15 protein-coding genes are annotated in these 16,520 nt (G+C 50.8%); 11 read left to right on the top strand and 4 right to left on the bottom strand.

The window, feature by feature from the left end:
• Positions 1-212: 212 nt before the first annotated feature.
• From gyrB to dnaA, 4 genes are all read right to left on the bottom strand, one after another.
• Entirely contained in the window at positions 213-2,627 is a 2,415-nt protein-coding gene (gene gyrB, locus CJP72_RS15850) for a DNA topoisomerase (ATP-hydrolyzing) subunit B (protein WP_162382323.1), read from the bottom strand.
• A 28-nt stretch (positions 2,628-2,655) separates the two neighbouring features.
• Complete coding sequence (gene recF, locus CJP72_RS15845; protein WP_162382322.1) at positions 2,656-3,729, bottom strand: DNA replication/repair protein RecF; 1,074 nt, start codon at positions 3,727-3,729, stop codon at positions 2,656-2,658.
• Between the two features lie 140 nt (positions 3,730-3,869).
• Positions 3,870-4,970, bottom strand: coding sequence for a DNA polymerase III subunit beta (gene dnaN / locus CJP72_RS15840; RefSeq protein WP_162382321.1), 1,101 nt, complete (start codon positions 4,968-4,970; stop codon positions 3,870-3,872).
• Positions 4,971-4,974: 4 nt separating this feature from the next.
• Positions 4,975-6,375: a chromosomal replication initiator protein DnaA gene (gene dnaA / locus CJP72_RS15835; protein WP_162382320.1), complete on the bottom strand. Its 1,401-nt coding sequence runs from the start codon at positions 6,373-6,375 to the stop codon at positions 4,975-4,977.
• A gap of 273 nt (positions 6,376-6,648) precedes the next feature.
• Between dnaA and CJP72_RS26345 the strand changes: the two genes are divergently transcribed.
• From CJP72_RS26345 to yidZ, 11 genes are all read left to right on the top strand, one after another.
• On the top strand, positions 6,649-6,804 hold the full coding sequence (locus CJP72_RS26345; RefSeq protein WP_446714974.1) for a hypothetical protein: 156 nt from the start codon (positions 6,649-6,651) through the stop codon (positions 6,802-6,804).
• A 229-nt stretch (positions 6,805-7,033) separates the two neighbouring features.
• The gene (gene rpmH, locus CJP72_RS15830) at positions 7,034-7,174 is read left to right on the top strand and encodes a 50S ribosomal protein L34 (RefSeq protein ID WP_003849659.1); all 141 of its coding nucleotides are present in this window, start codon (positions 7,034-7,036) and stop codon (positions 7,172-7,174) included.
• Between the two features lie 16 nt (positions 7,175-7,190).
• Complete coding sequence (gene rnpA / locus CJP72_RS15825; protein WP_042287256.1) at positions 7,191-7,550, top strand: ribonuclease P protein component; 360 nt, start codon at positions 7,191-7,193, stop codon at positions 7,548-7,550.
• Positions 7,514-7,771, top strand: a complete 258-nt coding sequence (gene yidD, locus CJP72_RS15820) for a membrane protein insertion efficiency factor YidD (RefSeq protein ID WP_162382319.1) — start codon at positions 7,514-7,516, stop codon at positions 7,769-7,771. Before rnpA ends, yidD begins: the two co-directional genes overlap by 37 nt.
• Before the next feature lie 2 nt (positions 7,772-7,773).
• Entirely contained in the window at positions 7,774-9,420 is a 1,647-nt protein-coding gene (yidC, locus tag CJP72_RS15815; protein WP_162382318.1) for a membrane protein insertase YidC, read from the top strand.
• Positions 9,421-9,490: 70 nt separating this feature from the next.
• Complete coding sequence (gene mnmE, locus CJP72_RS15810; RefSeq protein WP_162382317.1) at positions 9,491-10,855, top strand: tRNA uridine-5-carboxymethylaminomethyl(34) synthesis GTPase MnmE; 1,365 nt, start codon at positions 9,491-9,493, stop codon at positions 10,853-10,855.
• Between the two features lie 220 nt (positions 10,856-11,075).
• Positions 11,076-11,150, top strand: coding sequence for a tryptophanase leader peptide (gene tnaC / locus CJP72_RS26340; protein WP_162382439.1), 75 nt, complete (start codon positions 11,076-11,078; stop codon positions 11,148-11,150).
• Between the two features lie 262 nt (positions 11,151-11,412).
• Positions 11,413-12,828 carry a tryptophanase gene (gene tnaA / locus CJP72_RS15800; protein ID WP_162382316.1) on the top strand — a complete coding sequence of 472 codons (1,416 nt, stop codon included), beginning with the start codon at positions 11,413-11,415 and terminating at the stop codon, positions 12,826-12,828.
• A 69-nt stretch (positions 12,829-12,897) separates the two neighbouring features.
• Complete coding sequence (tnaB, locus tag CJP72_RS15795; protein WP_162382315.1) at positions 12,898-14,148, top strand: low affinity tryptophan permease TnaB; 1,251 nt, start codon at positions 12,898-12,900, stop codon at positions 14,146-14,148.
• Positions 14,149-14,317: 169 nt separating this feature from the next.
• Positions 14,318-15,499, top strand: a complete 1,182-nt coding sequence (locus tag CJP72_RS15790) for an MFS transporter (RefSeq protein ID WP_162382314.1) — start codon at positions 14,318-14,320, stop codon at positions 15,497-15,499.
• Positions 15,468-16,427 carry an HTH-type transcriptional regulator YidZ gene (gene yidZ / locus CJP72_RS15785; RefSeq protein ID WP_162382313.1) on the top strand — a complete coding sequence of 320 codons (960 nt, stop codon included), beginning with the start codon at positions 15,468-15,470 and terminating at the stop codon, positions 16,425-16,427. The genes CJP72_RS15790 and yidZ overlap by 32 nt, the downstream gene beginning before the upstream one ends.
• The last annotated feature ends 93 nt before the right edge of the window (positions 16,428-16,520 follow it).

The following is a 16,520-nucleotide window of genomic DNA, read 5'->3' as shown; positions in this document are numbered from 1 at the left end:
GAGTTCCCCGGATTAAATGAGTCTGTCCTCATGCTAACGCGATTTAGCTCAAAAAACAGCAACGAAAAGGGGGATGGAAAGGGGAATCGGGATTCCCCTTTTGCAGATCGGTTGTAGGCCAGATAAGGCCTAAGCCGCCATCCGGCAAACGTTGACGAAATGCCTGATGGCGCTTCGCTTATCAGGCCTACAGGAGTAGACCTGGGTACACGTTAGATATCGATGTTCGCCGCTTTCAGGGCGTTTTCTTCGATAAACGCACGACGCGGTTCAACGGCGTCGCCCATCAGCGTAGTGAACAACTGGTCAGCGGCAATCGCATCTTTTACTGTAACACGCAGCATACGACGGCTTTCTGGATCCATCGTGGTTTCCCACAGCTGTTCCGGGTTCATTTCGCCCAGACCTTTATAACGCTGAATAGACAGACCACGACGGGACTCTTTCACCAGCCAGTCCAGCGCCTGCTCGAAGCTGGCAACAGGCTGACGGCGCTCGCCACGTTCGATAAACGCGTCGTCTTCAATCAGACCACGCAGTTTTTCGCCAAGCGTACAAATACGACGGTATTCACCACCGGTCACAAACTCGTGATCCAGCGGATAGTCGGTATCAACGCCGTGGGTGCGCACGCGAATGATCGGTTCGAACAGGTTCAGCTCAGCGTCTTTACGCACAAGGCTATTCCAGGTACTGCCGTGCATTTCATTTTCATTCAGCACGTTAACCAACTGAGCAACCCAGGCCGTGACTTTCGCTTCATCAGCCAGATCGGCTTCGGCCAGCGTCGGTTGGTAAACCAGTTCTTTCAGCAGTGAGCGTGGGTAGCGGCGCTCCATACGACCAATCATTTTCTGCGTGGCGTTGTACTCAGAGACCAGTTTTTCCAGTGCTTCACCGGCCAGCGCCGGAGCGTGAGCGTTAGTGTGCAACGTCGCACCATCCAGAGCGATAGAGATCTGGTACTGATCCATTGCTTCATCGTCTTTAATGTACTGTTCCTGCTTGCCTTTCTTCACTTTGTACAGCGGTGGCTGTGCAATGTAGACGTGGCCGCGTTCAACGATTTCCGGCATCTGACGGTAGAAGAACGTCAGCAGCAGCGTACGGATGTGCGAACCATCGACGTCCGCATCCGTCATGATGATGATGCTGTGATAGCGCAGTTTATCCGGGTTGTACTCGTCGCGACCAATACCGCAACCAAGCGCGGTGATCAGCGTCGCCACTTCCTGAGAAGAGAGCATCTTGTCGAAACGCGCTTTCTCAACGTTAAGGATTTTACCCTTCAGCGGCAGAATCGCCTGGTTCTTACGGTTACGCCCCTGCTTCGCAGAGCCGCCCGCCGAGTCCCCTTCCACCAGGTACAGTTCAGAATGGGCTGGATCGCGCTCCTGGCAGTCCGCCAGTTTGCCCGGCAGGCCAGCTAAGTCCAGCGCGCCTTTACGACGGGTCATTTCACGGGCGCGACGTGCCGCTTCACGCGCACGGGCTGCATCGATAATCTTGCCAACCACAATTTTGGCGTCGGAAGGGTTTTCCAGCAGATATTCGGCCAACAGTTCGTTCATCTGCTGTTCAACCGCCGATTTCACCTCAGAAGAGACCAGCTTGTCTTTGGTCTGTGAGGAGAATTTCGGATCCGGTACTTTCACAGAAACGACAGCAATCAGACCTTCACGGGCATCGTCGCCGGTGGCGCTGACTTTCGCTTTCTTGCTGTAACCTTCTTTGTCCATGTAGGCGTTCAGGGTACGGGTCATCGCCGCACGGAAGCCTGCAAGGTGAGTACCGCCATCACGCTGCGGAATGTTGTTGGTGAAGCAGTAGATGTTTTCCTGGAAGCCATCGTTCCACTGCAGCGCGACTTCAACGCCGATACCGTCTTTTTCGGTGGAGAAATAGAAGATATTCGGGTGGATCGGCGTTTTGTTTTTGTTGAGATACTCAACAAACGCCTTGATGCCGCCTTCATAGTAGAAATGGTCTTCTTTACCGTCACGCTTATCACGCAGACGAATAGAAACGCCGGAGTTCAGGAAGGAGAGCTCACGCAGACGCTTCGCCAGAATGTCGTATTCAAATTCAACAACGTTGGTAAAGGTTTCATGGCTTGGCCAGAAGCGCACCTGGGTTCCGGTTACTTCAGTCTCACCGGTCACCGCCAGCGGTGCTTGCGGTACACCGTGCACGTAAGTTTGCTGATGAATTTTACCTTCACGGCGAATCACCAGTTCCAGTTTCTGAGACAGGGCGTTAACGACAGAAACACCCACGCCGTGCAGACCGCCGGACACTTTATACGAGTTATCATCGAATTTACCGCCTGCGTGCAGAACGGTCATGATAACTTCCGCTGCCGAAACGCCCTCTTCCGGGTGAATGCCGGTCGGGATACCACGGCCATCATCAGTAACGGACACGGAGTTGTCAGCGTGAATCGTCACCACGATATCTTTACAGTGACCCGCGAGCGCTTCGTCGATAGCGTTATCTACCACCTCGAATACCATGTGGTGCAAACCGGTGCCGTCATCCGTGTCGCCGATATACATACCCGGGCGCTTACGCACCGCATCCAGCCCTTTCAGGACTTTGATACTGGAGGAGTCATAAGAATTCGACATCAACGTTTCTCGCTCATTTTATCTTGGGTTAATCCGTTATTTTACCCTTTTCCACGGTGAACATCTTCGAATTTTTGTCCGACATGTCAAGAACGTGGTCAGCGCTGATCGCGCTAACAAAAACCTGAGATTGCGTCGCTTTTAAGCGGCTGGCCAGCAGCCCACGACGCGCATCATCAAGTTCAGAGGCAAAATCATCTATCAGGTAGAGGCAGCGCCGCCCGCTTTCACGGGTCAGAAACTCCCCTTGCGCCAGACGTAAGGCACACATCAGCAACTTTAGCTGCCCACGCGATAAGGTATCTTCAACCGGCGCACCGTCGGCGCGAATACGGAAGTCCGCTTTATGCGGCCCGTGCGCGGTATAGGTCAACATGCGGTCGCGTTCGAAGCCCCGCTCCAGCACCTCGGCATAATCCGTCTCTTTTTCCCAGCCTCGCTGAAAAGAGAAAGAGAGAGAAAACTCGGGTAAAAATTGCTGGCAGGTATCCGCCATATCGGCAGCGATACCGGCGCTATACTGCGCGCGCCAGGTACTGATTTGTTCCGCCAGCGGGATCAGCTCTTTATCCCACGGGCGTAATTGTTCATATCGACTCACCTGACGCAACGCGGCATTGCGTTGTTTAAGCAAACGCTTGAGATTGCTCCAGGCGGTAAAGAATCCGGTCTCATTATGAAAGCAACCCCAGTCGAGGAACGCTCTTCTGTATTTGGGACCGCCGTTGAGTAAAGTAAAGCCCTCGGGCGTAATCAACTGCATCGGCATCAGGTGCGCCAGTTCAGCGACCTTGTGGCCGTCGGTGCCGTCAATGCGGACTTTGCTGTCGCCCTGTTTGTCTTTGGTCAGGCCGATGGAGGTCTCACGCTCTTCACCCTGCAAACGACCATGAAGAACAAACGATTCCTGCTCGTGGCGAATCACGCGACCAATCTGCAAACTGCGAAACGCCCGACCATGACCGAGCGTATAGATGGCTTCCAGGACACTGGTTTTGCCACTGCCGTTCGCGCCTACCAGAAAGTTAAAGCCGGGAGATAAAGCGAGATCCGCGCTTTCGATGTTGCGGAAATCTTTGATGAGTAAGCGCGTCAGTGACATGATCAGCTCATAACCAGGGCGTTATCGTCGCAGTTAGTCTGGTTACGGCCAGCGCGCAGCAACCTGAGCGTACTGGAGTACGTGAGGGTTGCGAGCACTGCCCGGAGCCGGAATAACAAGTAAGATAGCCCGATACTTTTCTATAAACGCATTGGCATAACGACGTAAGCCGCGCTCTGGCTGGCTGCATCTTCAATTTGTACACTGGAAACAGAGTCGGTCAGCATGATGCGTACGTTTTCGCACTTCAGCGCATTAAGCACATCCAGCACATAGCTGACGTTAAAGCCGATCTCCATTTCAGTTCCCGGATAAGTAACATCCAGAATCTCTTCCGCTTCTTCCTGTTCCGGGTTATTGGCGGTGATTTTGAGCTGGTTTTCGCTCACATACAGACGCACGCCACGGAATTTCTCATTCGAGAGGATCGCCGCACGGGCAAAGGCCTGTTTGAGAATATCGCAACCGGCTTCCAGATGTTTGTCGGGATTCTTCGGCAATACGCGGCGATAATCAGGGAAACGGCCATCAACCAGCTTAGACGTAAAGATAAAATCGCCGACGTGCGCGCGAATGTTGTTGCTGCCGATTTGCACACGAAGCGGGTTATCGCCGCCATCAAGCATACGCATCAGCTCAATCACGCCTTTACGCGGCACGATCACCGAATGGTTCGGCAGCGGTTGTCCGACCGGCATGGAGCAGACCGCCAGACGGTGACCATCGGTCGCCACGGTGCGCAGCTCTTCGCCTTCGGTTTCGAACAGCATACCGTTTAAGTAATAGCGAACGTCCTGATGCGCCATTGAAAACTGAGTGGCTTCAATCAGACGTTTCATCGTCGCCTGTGGCAAAGTGAATTCAACTTCGCTCTGCCAGTCATCCAGATTCGGGAAGTCAGCAGCAGGCAACGTGGAAAGCGAGAAACGGCTGCGGCCAGAGCGCACCAGCATCCGATCGCCTTCCAGCTGGACGGCAATTTCAGCGCCTTCCGGCAAACCACGGCAGATATCAAAGAATTTCCGCGCCGGGACAGTGGTTGCGCCTGCTTCATGAGGCTGAATTAACGCAACGCGCGCCACCATTTCCATTTCAAGGTCGGTGCCGGTCAGAGAAAGCGTACCGTCTGCAACCTGCAGCAACAGGTTACCGAGAATTGGCAGCGTAGGACGACCACCCAGCGGGCCGCTGACCTGCTGAAGCGGTTTTAATAAATGTTCACGTTCAACGGTAAATTTCATAGCGTCACGAAGATAATGTTCTGATTAAATTGGAGAAATCTTCTTTAATATCATGGCTTTCTTCACGCAACTGCTCAATCTTGCGGCAGGCATGAAGAACGGTAGTGTGGTCACGCCCACCAAACGCGTCGCCAATTTCCGGCAGACTGTGGTTAGTAAGCTCTTTTGCCAGCGCCATAGCCATCTGACGCGGACGCGCTACCGAGCGAGATCGACGCTTAGAAAGCAGATCCGCGATTTTGATTTTGTAATACTCCGCCACCGTCTTCTGAATATTGTCGATGGTGACCAGTTTTTCCTGCAACGCCAGCAGATCGCGCAGCGCTTCCCGCACAAAATCGATGGTGATAGCGCGACCGGTAAAATTCGCGTTGGCGATAACCCGGTTCAGCGCGCCTTCCAGTTCACGTACGTTAGAGCGTAGACGCTTGGCGATAAAGAACGCTACTTCACCTGGCAAACGAATGTCGTTTTCGTCCGCTTTTTTCATCAGGATCGCGACGCGAGTTTCCAGTTCCGGCGGTTCGATCGCGACCGTCAACCCCCAACCGAAGCGGGATTTCAGACGATCTTCAACGCCATTGATCTCTTTTGGATAACGATCCGACGTCAAAATGATCTGCTGATTACCTTCCAGCAAGGCGTTAAAGGTGTGGAAAAACTCTTCCTGGGATCGTTCTTTATTGGCGAAGAATTGAATATCGTCAATCAGCAACGCGTCAACGGAGCGGTAGTAGCGTTTAAACTCTTCGATCGCATTGTTTTGCAGGGCTTTTACCATGTCCTGTACAAAACGCTCGGAGTGCATATACACCACTTTGGCATTAGGTTTGCGCGCCATAATGCCGTTACCCACTGCATGCAACAGGTGCGTTTTACCTAAACCGGTACCGCCATAAAGGAATAACGGGTTATAGGCACCGCCTGGGTTGTCCGCAACCTGGCGTGCCGCCGCGCGCGCCAGCTGGTTGGATTTACCTTCGACGAAGTTATCAAAAGTATGTTTAACGTTGACGTTGGAGCGATAGGTTGGCTCCGCCGGGGCCGGTACGTTGTCCCAACCCGGGCGCGCCGCAGGCGCTGCGCGTTGTGGTTGCACTTGCGCAACATGCGCTGGCGCAACAACATGATTAACAGGCGTTTTTAGCGTCTGAGTGACGGGTTTAGTTCCCACTTCAAAACGCAGTTGCGGGGCATCTGCGCCGCAAAAATTATTCAACAATCCATTGATGTTATTGAGGTATTTATCCCTTACCCAGTCGAGCACAAAACGGTTTGGCGCATACAAAGCCAGCGTGTTATCGCTCAGTTCCGCCTGCAACGGGCGTATCCACATACTGAACTCTGTGGCTGGTAACTCATCCTGCAATCGGGCAAGACACTGCTGCCAAAGCGAAAGTGACACGGCGGACTCCACTCGAACAAAAGTCGATAATGACAAAGGCTGAAACATTCATGATTGTTGGCGCACGTCGAAAAGACCCTGCATGGAGGGTGACGTACGAACCGCTGTATGCGGTTATACACGGGATCCTAAAGGTGACACCATGGCACACCTGAAGAATGTCGTGTTAATGCCTGACCAGGATCCGTTGAAACGATCAGGACCGCGGATCATAGCCTAAACTGCGCGAGAGATCTTCTGTTTCTCACAGATTCTTCCCGATTTATCCACAGGATGATCCAGAACCGGGTAAGTGTAAACGATCCTGGGGAAGTGCTGCAGGATTTCGCACGCATATTGGAAAAATTAATGAGTAAAGCCACTTTACTGCTTAAACGATCTAATAAAGATCCCGCTCGATCCTTGCGCTTTGCCCGGCAGCCTTTATAATCTTCCCCCCGGCGCGTAATGCCCGTCATTACGGCGTTAACGCTGCTCATTTTCCACGCGAAAACGTGCGAAAAACGAAGGGATTTAAGGAAAGAGAATTGACTCCGGAGTGTACAATTATTACAATCCGGCCTCTTTAATCACCCATGGCTTCGACGTCCGTCGTTCGATGTTTGTTCGGATATCTGTAAAAGCCATTGAATTTATTCAAGTTTAGGTAGAAATCGCCATGAAACGCACTTTTCAACCGTCTGTACTGAAGCGCAACCGTTCTCACGGCTTCCGTGCTCGTATGGCTACTAAAAATGGTCGTCAGGTTCTGGCACGTCGTCGTGCTAAAGGCCGCTCTCGTCTGACCGTTTCCAAGTAATAAAGCTAACCCCTGAGTGGTTAAGCTCGCATTTCCCAGGGAGTTACGTTTGTTAACTCCCAATCATTTCACATTCGTCTTCCAGCAGCCACAACGGGCTGGCACGCCGCAAATCACCATTCTCGGCCGCCTGAATTCGCTGGGGCATCCCCGCATCGGTCTTACCGTCGCCAAGAAAAACGTTCGACGCGCCCATGAACGCAATCGGATTAAACGTCTGACGCGTGAAAGCTTCCGTCTGCGTCAGCACGAGCTTCCTGCAATGGATTTCGTGGTCGTGGCGAAAAAAGGGGTTGCTGACCTCGATAACCGTGCTCTCTCGGAAGCGTTGGAAAAATTATGGCGCCGCCACTGTCGCCTGGCTCGCGGCTCCTGATAGGCCTTATTCGGGTCTATCAACGCCTGATCAGTCCGCTGCTTGGGCCGCATTGTCGTTTCACGCCAACCTGTTCAAGCTACGGAATTGAGGCATTGCGCAGGTTTGGAGTGATAAAAGGCAGTTGGTTGACGGTGAAACGCGTATTAAAATGCCACCCTTTACACCCTGGTGGTGACGATCCCGTCCCGCCCGGACCATTTGATACCAGAGAACACTAACGATGGATTCGCAACGCAATCTTTTAGTCATCGCTTTGCTGTTCGTGTCTTTCATGATCTGGCAAGCCTGGGAGCAGGATAAAAATCCGCAACCTCAAGCTCAACAGACCACGCAGACAACGACCACCGCAGCGGGTAGCGCCGCAGACCAGGGCGTACCGGCCAGTGGCCAGGGGAAACTGATTACGGTTAAAACCGACGTGCTTGATCTGACCATCAACACCCGTGGTGGTGATGTTGAGCAGGCCCAACTGCCGGCTTACCCGAAAGAGCTCGGTTCTAAAGGGCCGTTCCAGTTACTGGAAACAACTCCGCAGTTCATTTATCAGGCACAAAGCGGCCTGACAGGTCGTGACGGTCCGGATAACCCGGCTAACGGCCCACGTCCACTGTACAACGTCGAAAAAGACGCCTTTGTACTGGCGGATGGTCAGAACGAACTGCAGATCCCGATGACCTATACTGACGCTGCTGGCAACACGTTTACTAAAACGTTTGTTCTGAAGCGCGGTGAGTATGCTGTCAATGTGAACTACAGCGTGCAGAACGCCAGCGAGAAACCGCTGGAGATCTCCACCTTTGGTCAGCTGAAGCAATCCATCAATCTGCCGTCTCATCGCGACACCGGTAGCAGCAACTTTGCGCTGCATACTTTCCGTGGCGCAGCGTACTCCACGCCTGATGAGAAGTATGAGAAATACAAATTCGAGACCATTGCCGAAAACGAAAACCTGAACGTCAGCGCACACGGCGGCTGGGTGTCAATGCTGCAACAGTATTTCGCAACGGCATGGGTTCCGCGTAATGACGGCACCAACAACTTCTATACCGCTAATCTGGGTAACGGCATTGCTGCCATCGGCTACAAATCTCAGCCGGTACTGGTACAGCCTGGCCAGACTGGCGCGATGACCAGCACCCTGTGGGTCGGCCCGGAAATTCAGGATAAAATGGCGGCCGTTGCACCGCACCTGGATCTGACCGTGGATTACGGCTGGTTGTGGTTCATCTCTCAGCCGCTGTTTAAACTGCTGAAATGGATCCATAGCTTCCTGGGTAACTGGGGCTTCTCCATCATCGTTATTACCTTTATCGTTCGTGGCATCATGTACCCGCTGACCAAAGCGCAGTACACCTCCATGGCGAAGATGCGTATGCTGCAGCCGAAGATTGCAGCTATGCGTGAGCGTTTGGGCGATGACAAACAGCGTCAGAGCCAGGAAATGATGGCACTGTACAAAGCTGAGAAGGTTAACCCACTGGGCGGCTGCTTCCCGCTGATAATCCAGATGCCAATCTTCCTTGCGCTGTACTACATGCTGATGGGCTCCATTGAACTGCGTCATGCGCCGTTCGCTCTGTGGATCCACGACTTGTCTGCACAGGACCCGTACTACATTCTGCCGATCCTGATGGGCGTGACGATGTTCTTCATCCAGAAGATGTCTCCGACCACGGTGACCGACCCGATGCAGCAGAAGATCATGACCTTCATGCCGGTCATCTTCACCGTGTTCTTCCTGTGGTTCCCGTCAGGTCTGGTGCTGTACTATATCGTCAGCAACCTGGTGACCATTATCCAGCAGCAACTGATTTACCGTGGTCTGGAGAAACGTGGCCTGCATAGCCGCGAGAAGAAAAGCTCCTGACAGTAAGTCATAGCTCTACGGAAGGCGGTCAAATGACCGCCTTTTTTATTTGTATTCAACGAGACATATCATGAGCCATAACGACACTATCGTCGCCCAGGCTACCCCACCGGGACGCGGTGGCGTCGGTATCCTGCGAATCTCAGGCCTCAAGGCGCGTGAGGTTGCCGAAGTTGTACTGGGCAAGCTGCCAAAACCGCGTTATGCCGACTATCTGCCGTTTAAGGATACCGATGGTACCGCGCTGGATCAGGGGATCGCGCTGTGGTTTCCCGGTCCGAACTCGTTCACGGGTGAAGACGTGCTGGAACTGCAAGGGCACGGCGGCCCGGTAATTCTCGACCTGCTGTTAAAACGCATTCTGGCGATCCCTGGTCTGCGCATTGCAAAGCCCGGTGAATTCTCCGAACGGGCGTTCCTCAACGATAAGCTCGATCTGGCTCAGGCCGAGGCGATTGCCGACCTGATTGACGCCAGCTCAGAACAAGCCGCGCGTTCAGCGTTGAACTCTCTGCAAGGGGCATTCTCCGCGCGCGTAAATCATCTTGTGGAAGCACTCACTCACCTGCGCATCTACGTGGAAGCGGCCATTGACTTTCCTGACGAGGAGATCGATTTCCTTTCAGACGGCAAAATTGAAGCGCAGCTAAACGGCGTCATCGCCGATCTCGACGCCGTGCGTGCTGAAGCTCGCCAGGGGAGCCTGCTGCGTGAAGGGATGAAAGTGGTCATTGCTGGCCGCCCTAACGCGGGTAAATCGAGCCTGCTGAATGCGCTGGCAGGGCGTGAAGCCGCGATTGTGACAGACATTGCCGGAACAACGCGCGACGTGCTACGCGAACATATTCACATTGACGGTATGCCGCTGCATATCATCGATACCGCCGGCCTGCGCGATGCTAACGATGAGGTCGAACGTATCGGCATTGAGCGTGCGTGGCAGGAGATTGAACAGGCCGACCGCGTGCTATTTATGGTTGATGGCACAACGACTGAAGCGACTGACCCGGCAGAGATCTGGCCAGACTTTATCGCTCGTCTACCTGCTAAGTTGCCAATAACCGTGGTGCGCAACAAAGCGGATATTACTGGCGAGACGCTGGGTATCAGCGAGGTGAACAGTCACTCACTGGTTCGCCTCTCCGCACGTACAGGTGAAGGTGTAGACGTGCTGCGTAACCATCTCAAGCAAAGCATGGGCTTTGATACCAACATGGAAGGCGGCTTCCTGGCGCGTCGTCGCCATTTGCAGGCGCTGGCAGAAGCCGCTGAGCATCTCCAGCAGGGTAAAGCACAACTGTTAGGTGCATGGGCAGGCGAACTGCTGGCAGAGGAATTGCGCCTGGCGCAGCAGGCGTTGAGTGAGATCACGGGAGAGTTTACTTCTGATGATCTTCTGGGTCGGATCTTCTCCAGCTTCTGTATCGGTAAATAATATCAAATAATATATCCCCCCTCACCGCATTAACATTTGTTAATGCGGTACCGCCTTTAATGATTCATCTATACTATTTCGTGATAAATATCTCATATATAACGATTATGCTCTACATTCTATTTTACTGTGATTACAATCACAACTGCTTAAAGTAACGGTGGACAAATAATCCCATTGCAATAATGTATTGTCGTATCTAAATGAGGATAAGCATATCATGATTATCTTAAATTCATACATCACCTCAAAATGGTTTAACATCGACAATAAGATTGTCGAGGACCGTCCTTAACGCATCTCACCTCTCTCTCCATATAATCAAAAATTAGATTCCGAATGATCTGATTTTTTGGTATGCCTTAAATAATTCAAGCTTCATGACTGGCTGCAACAGCAACCCGGTATTCTTGTATCTATCCGGAATATGGGTAAATGAACGTCGCCTGTAGGCATGTAACCTGAAGCAGAACAGGTATACCAGTTAAACAATAATGGCTGTTTTCAATAAACAGTCACAGGGAACGTTGTACCTAAATTAATTGAAGGGTTATATCATGGAAAATTTCAAACATTTACCAGAACCGTTCCGTATCAGAGTTATTGAACCCGTAAAACGTACGACCAGAGAACACCGTGAAAAAGCGATTATAGCCTCCGGAATGAACCCATTTCTTCTGGATAGTGAAGATGTTTTTATTGATTTACTGACAGACAGTGGTACTGGGGCTGTGACTCAGAATATGCAAGCAGCAATGTTGCGTGGCGATGAAGCCTATAGCGGTAGCCGTAGCTATTATGCGCTAGCTGATGCTGTAAAAAATATTTTTGGTTATCAACATACAATCCCAACCCACCAGGGACGTGGTGCAGAACAAATTTATATTCCTGTATTAATAAAAAAACGCGAACAAGAAAAAGGTTTAGATAAAACCAGGATGGTCGCGTTCTCAAACTATTTTTTTGATACTACCCAGGGCCATAGCCAGATAAATGGCTGTACGGTTCGTAACGTCTATATCAAAGAAGCATTTGATACCGGCGTTCGTTATGACTTCAAAGGCAACTTTGATCTGCAAGGGCTGGAAAGAGGTATTGAAGAGGTCGGCCCCAATAATGTGCCATACATTGTCGCAACCATTACCAGTAACTCAGCAGGTGGACAACCTGTCTCATTGGCTAATTTAAAAGCCATGTACAGCATTGCTAAAAAGTACGATATTCCCGTCGTTATGGACTCCGCACGCTTTGCTGAGAATGCGTATTTTATCAAACAGCGCGAAGCTGAATATAAAGACTGGAGTGTTGAAGAGATCACCCGCGAAACTTACAAATACGCAGATATGTTAGCTATGTCAGCGAAAAAAGATGCCATGGTTCCGATGGGAGGATTACTGTGTATCAAAGATGACACCTATTTTGATGTTTATACCGAGTGCCGTACAATTTGTGTCGTTCAGGAAGGTTTCCCCACCTACGGCGGCCTGGAAGGCGGGGCCATGGAGCGACTGGCGGTTGGCCTCTATGACGGTATGAACAATGACTGGCTGGCGTACCGTATTGCGCAGGTTCAATACTTAGTTGACGGCCTGGAAGAAATCGGCGTCGTATGCCAGCAAGCAGGTGGCCACGCGGCGTTTGTTGATGCGGGTAAATTATTACCCCACATCCCGGCAGAGCAGTTCCCGGCGCAAGCACTCGCCTGTGAGTTGTATAAAGTCGCAGGGATTAGAGCGGTTGAAATTGGTTCATTTTTATTAGGTAGGGATCCGAAAACAGGCAAACAACTGCCTTGTCCTGCCGAGTTACTTCGGTTAACCATCCCTCGTGCAACCTACACCCAATCCCATATGGATTTTATTATTGAAGCATTTAAGCATGTTAAAGAAAATGCTGTAAACATAAAAGGATTAACATTCACATACGAACCTAAAGTATTACGCCACTTCACGGCAAAACTCAAAGAAGTCTAATAACAAAATTAGAATGGCTATGGAAACATAGCCATTTCATTAATTGGCCTCCTGGTTTAAGGATGCATAATGGACGACAACTCAAACGCGAAACATTCTTCCTTTTGGGGAATAATGGTCATTGCAGGTACAGTAATTGGTGGAGGGATGTTTGCTTTACCTGTAGATCTCGCTGGCTCCTGGTTTTTCTGGGGTGCTTTTATATTAATAATCGCCTGGTTTTCAATGTTACACTCCGGATTATTATTGTTAGAAGCTAACTTAAACTACCCTGTAGGATCCAGTTTCAACACAATTACAAAAGATTTGATTGGAAATAAATGGAACATCGTAAGCGGTATCACGGTAGCATTTGTTCTATATATTCTTACGTATGCTTACATATCAGCAAATGGTGCAATAATAAGTGAAACCATTGCGATGAATTCAGGGCATCATGTCAACCCACGTATTATTGGGATTAGCACCGCAGTTTTTGTTGCTTGTGTTTTATGGTTTAGTTCGTTAGCTGCCAGTAGGATCACATCATTATTCTTAGGTTTAAAAATAATTGCATTTGTGGTTGTTTTTGGTTCTTTATTCTTCCAGGTTGATTACTCTATATTACGCGACATCAGTGTTACTACGAACAATGAAGTGTCGTACTACCCCTATGTATTAATGGCAATGCCTGTCTGTCTGGCTTCTTTTGGTTTTCATGGCAACATACCCAGCCTCATCATTTGCTATGGAAAAAGAAAAGATAAATTAATAAAAAGCATTGTCTTTGGTTCTCTGCTCGCACTCTTTGTTTATCTGTTCTGGCTGTATTGTACTATGGGTAATATCCCACGCGAGAGCTTTAAAGAGATTATTTCTTCAGGAGGGAATGTTGACTCGCTGGTAAAATCCTTTCTTGGCACAAAACAGCATGGCATCATTGAATTTTGTCTTCTTGTTTTCTCAAACTTAGCGGTTGCCAGCTCCTTCTTTGGTGTCACCTTAGGGCTTTTTGATTACCTTGCAGATCTTTTTAAAATTGACAATTCACACTCAGGTCGTTTTAAAACGGTACTGTTAACCTTTATTCCACCTGCGGTTCTGTACTTAGTTTTTCCTAACGGATTCATTTACGGGATAGGCGGCGCAGGGCTTTGTGCCACGATATGGGCGGTCATCATTCCTGCCGTTCTGGCCATGAAGTCCAGAAAGAAATTTCCAAACCAAATGCTGACAGTCTGGGGCGGTCTCGCGATCCCTTCTGTCGTCATTATTTTTGGTGTCGTGGTTATTTTTTGCTGGTTTGGAAATGTATTTAATATCTTGCCCAAATTTGGTTGAGTACGTTTAGTTTGTCATGAAACATGCGCTAACAGAGAGATCGAATGCTCTGTTGGCCTATGTTTTTCTCTTTCACTTTCCTTGTGGGAAATCACCGTTGTCCAAATGGCAACTCGTCTCACAGAACACCACCCCGTATGCTTAGCGCCACGCTTATCGTGAGGACGCTATGACCCGCTTTCTAATTTGCAGTTTTGCCCTTGTTCTACTCTATCCCACCGGTATTGATATGTATTTGGTGGGTTTACCGCGAATTGCCGCCGATCTGAATGCCAGTGAAGCGCAGTTGCATATTGCGTTTTCCGTCTATCTGGCCGGGATGGCAACCGCCATGTTATTCGCCGGAAAAGTGGCTGACCGCTCTGGTCGTAAACCTGTCGCGATTGTCGGTGCGGTGATATTCATTTTTGCCTCTACGCTCTGTTCGCTCGCGCAGGACGGTTCGCTGTTTTTAACCGGACGTTTTATTCAGGGCATTGGCGCAGGTAGTTGCTACGTGGTGGCTTTTGCCATCTTGCGCGATACGCTCGACGATCGCCGCCGGGCGAAAGTGCTGTCGCTGCTTAACGGGATCACCTGTATTGTCCCGGTACTGGCACCGGTTCTGGGACATCTGATCATGCTTCGATTCCCGTGGCAAAGCCTGTTTTACACCATGATTGCGATGGGCATCGCGGTATGTCTGCTGTCGCTGTTACTCCTGCGGGAAACGCGCCCGACTACCCGCTCATCCTCTTCATGTTCGCCACAGAGCGCGGAATCACTGATCAATCGTTTTTTCCTCAGCCGTCTGGCGATCACCACGCTTAGCGTCTCCGTGATCCTCACCTTTGTGAATACTTCACCGGTTCTGCTGATGGAAGTGATGGGTTTTGATCGCGGTGAATATGCCACCATCATGGCACTGACCGCAGGTGTCAGCATGGTCGTTTCGTTCTCTACGCCATTTGCGTTAGGCGTGTTTAAGCCACGTACATTAATGATGACTTCGCAGGGACTGTTTCTGGCCGCAGGCGTAGTGCTCAGCCTCGCCACCAGCAACACGGTAACACTGTTTGGCCTGACACTTATCTGCGCGGGTTTCTCGGTTGGCTTTGGCGTAGCAATGAGCCAGGCGCTGGGACCTTTTTCTTTGCGGGCAGGCGTCGCCAGTTCCGCACTGGGGATTGCGCAGGTCTGTGGTTCGTCGCTGTGGATTTGGCTGGCAGCGATTGTCGGCATCAATGCGCTGAATATGCTGATCGGGATTCTGATTGGTTGTAGCATAGTCAGCCTCTTGCTGATTATGTTCGTCGCATCCAACAGGTCTGCACCCGACCATGAAGAAATCCATCACCAGTCTCGATCTTAATTTGTTGTTATGCCTGCAGCTTCTGATGCAGGAGCGCAGCGTAACCAAAGCGGCGAAACGGATGAGCGTCACCCCTTCGGCAGTGAGCAAATCGCTGTCGAAGTTGCGGGCATGGTTCGACGACCCGCTGTTCGTGAATACGCCGCTCGGACTGATGCCAACGCCGCTGATGCTGAGTATGGAGCAGAATCTGGCGGACTGGATGCAGATGGGCAATCAGCTGCTGGATAAGCCACATAACGAGACGCCACGAGGGCTGAAGTTTGATCTGGTCGCTGAGTCCACGTTGATGATGATCATGTTCAATACGTTGTCGCAGCAGATCTATCAGCGCTATCCGCAGGCCTCCATTAAAGTACGCAACTGGGATTACGACTCACTGGACGCCATTACGCGCGGCGAGGTCGATATTGGTTTTGCTGGTCGTGAAAGTCATCCTCGCTCGCGAGAGTTGCTGAGTCTGCTGCCTTTATCGATCGATTTTGAAGTGCTGTTCACTGATTCACCGTGGGTATGGTTACGGGAAGATCATCCGGCGCTGCGGGAGGAGTGGAATCTTGAGACCTTCCTGCGCTATCCGCATATCAGCATCTGCTGGGAGCAAAGTGATACCTGGGCGCTCGATGACGTGCTGCAGGAGATGGGGCGTAAACGCAACATCGTCTTAAGTCTGCCAGGATTTGAGCAATCACTGTTTATGGCGGCGCAACCCGGCCACTCACTTCTGGCAACAGCACCGCTTTATTGCCAGCAATATAACCAGCGCCACCAGCTCCCGTTAGTTGCGCGCCCCTTGCCTTTTGACGCCGCACAGCGGGAAAAATTCATGGTGCCGTTCACCCTACTCTGGCATAAACGCAACAGCCATAACCCGAAAATTGTCTGGTTAAGAAAAACGCTTAAAGCCCTCTACAGTCCCCTGTCCTGACGCTAAATTCACCACTTAGGTAAGGGAAATGTAAATGTCACGTAAGGTACCCTGATTCAGGCGAACTTTTGGGCGGTTAGGTCTGTCCATAAT

Source organism: Citrobacter sp. NCU1 (assembly GCF_010231475.1).
GTDB lineage: Bacteria > Pseudomonadota > Gammaproteobacteria > Enterobacterales > Enterobacteriaceae > Citrobacter_D.
The sequence above is the reverse complement of the archived record's forward strand: the minus strand, read 5'-3'. Positions and strand labels throughout refer to the sequence as shown.

Coding starts and splice junctions, on each gene's coding strand:
- gyrB (WP_162382323.1), bottom strand. CDS start 2,627: ATGTCGAATTCTTATGACTCCTCCAGTATCAAAGTCCTGAAAGGGCTG.
- recF (WP_162382322.1), bottom strand. CDS start 3,729: ATGTCACTGACGCGCTTACTCATCAAAGATTTCCGCAACATCGAAAGC.
- dnaN (WP_162382321.1), bottom strand. CDS start 4,970: ATGAAATTTACCGTTGAACGTGAACATTTATTAAAACCGCTTCAGCAG.
- CJP72_RS26345 (WP_446714974.1), top strand. CDS start 6,649: ATGATCCAGAACCGGGTAAGTGTAAACGATCCTGGGGAAGTGCTGCAG.
- rpmH (WP_003849659.1), top strand. CDS start 7,034: ATGAAACGCACTTTTCAACCGTCTGTACTGAAGCGCAACCGTTCTCAC.
- yidD (WP_162382319.1), top strand. CDS start 7,514: ATGGCGCCGCCACTGTCGCCTGGCTCGCGGCTCCTGATAGGCCTTATT.
- yidC (WP_162382318.1), top strand. CDS start 7,774: ATGGATTCGCAACGCAATCTTTTAGTCATCGCTTTGCTGTTCGTGTCT.
- mnmE (WP_162382317.1), top strand. CDS start 9,491: ATGAGCCATAACGACACTATCGTCGCCCAGGCTACCCCACCGGGACGC.
- tnaA (WP_162382316.1), top strand. CDS start 11,413: ATGGAAAATTTCAAACATTTACCAGAACCGTTCCGTATCAGAGTTATT.
- tnaB (WP_162382315.1), top strand. CDS start 12,898: ATGGACGACAACTCAAACGCGAAACATTCTTCCTTTTGGGGAATAATG.
- CJP72_RS15790 (WP_162382314.1), top strand. CDS start 14,318: ATGACCCGCTTTCTAATTTGCAGTTTTGCCCTTGTTCTACTCTATCCC.
- yidZ (WP_162382313.1), top strand. CDS start 15,468: ATGAAGAAATCCATCACCAGTCTCGATCTTAATTTGTTGTTATGCCTG.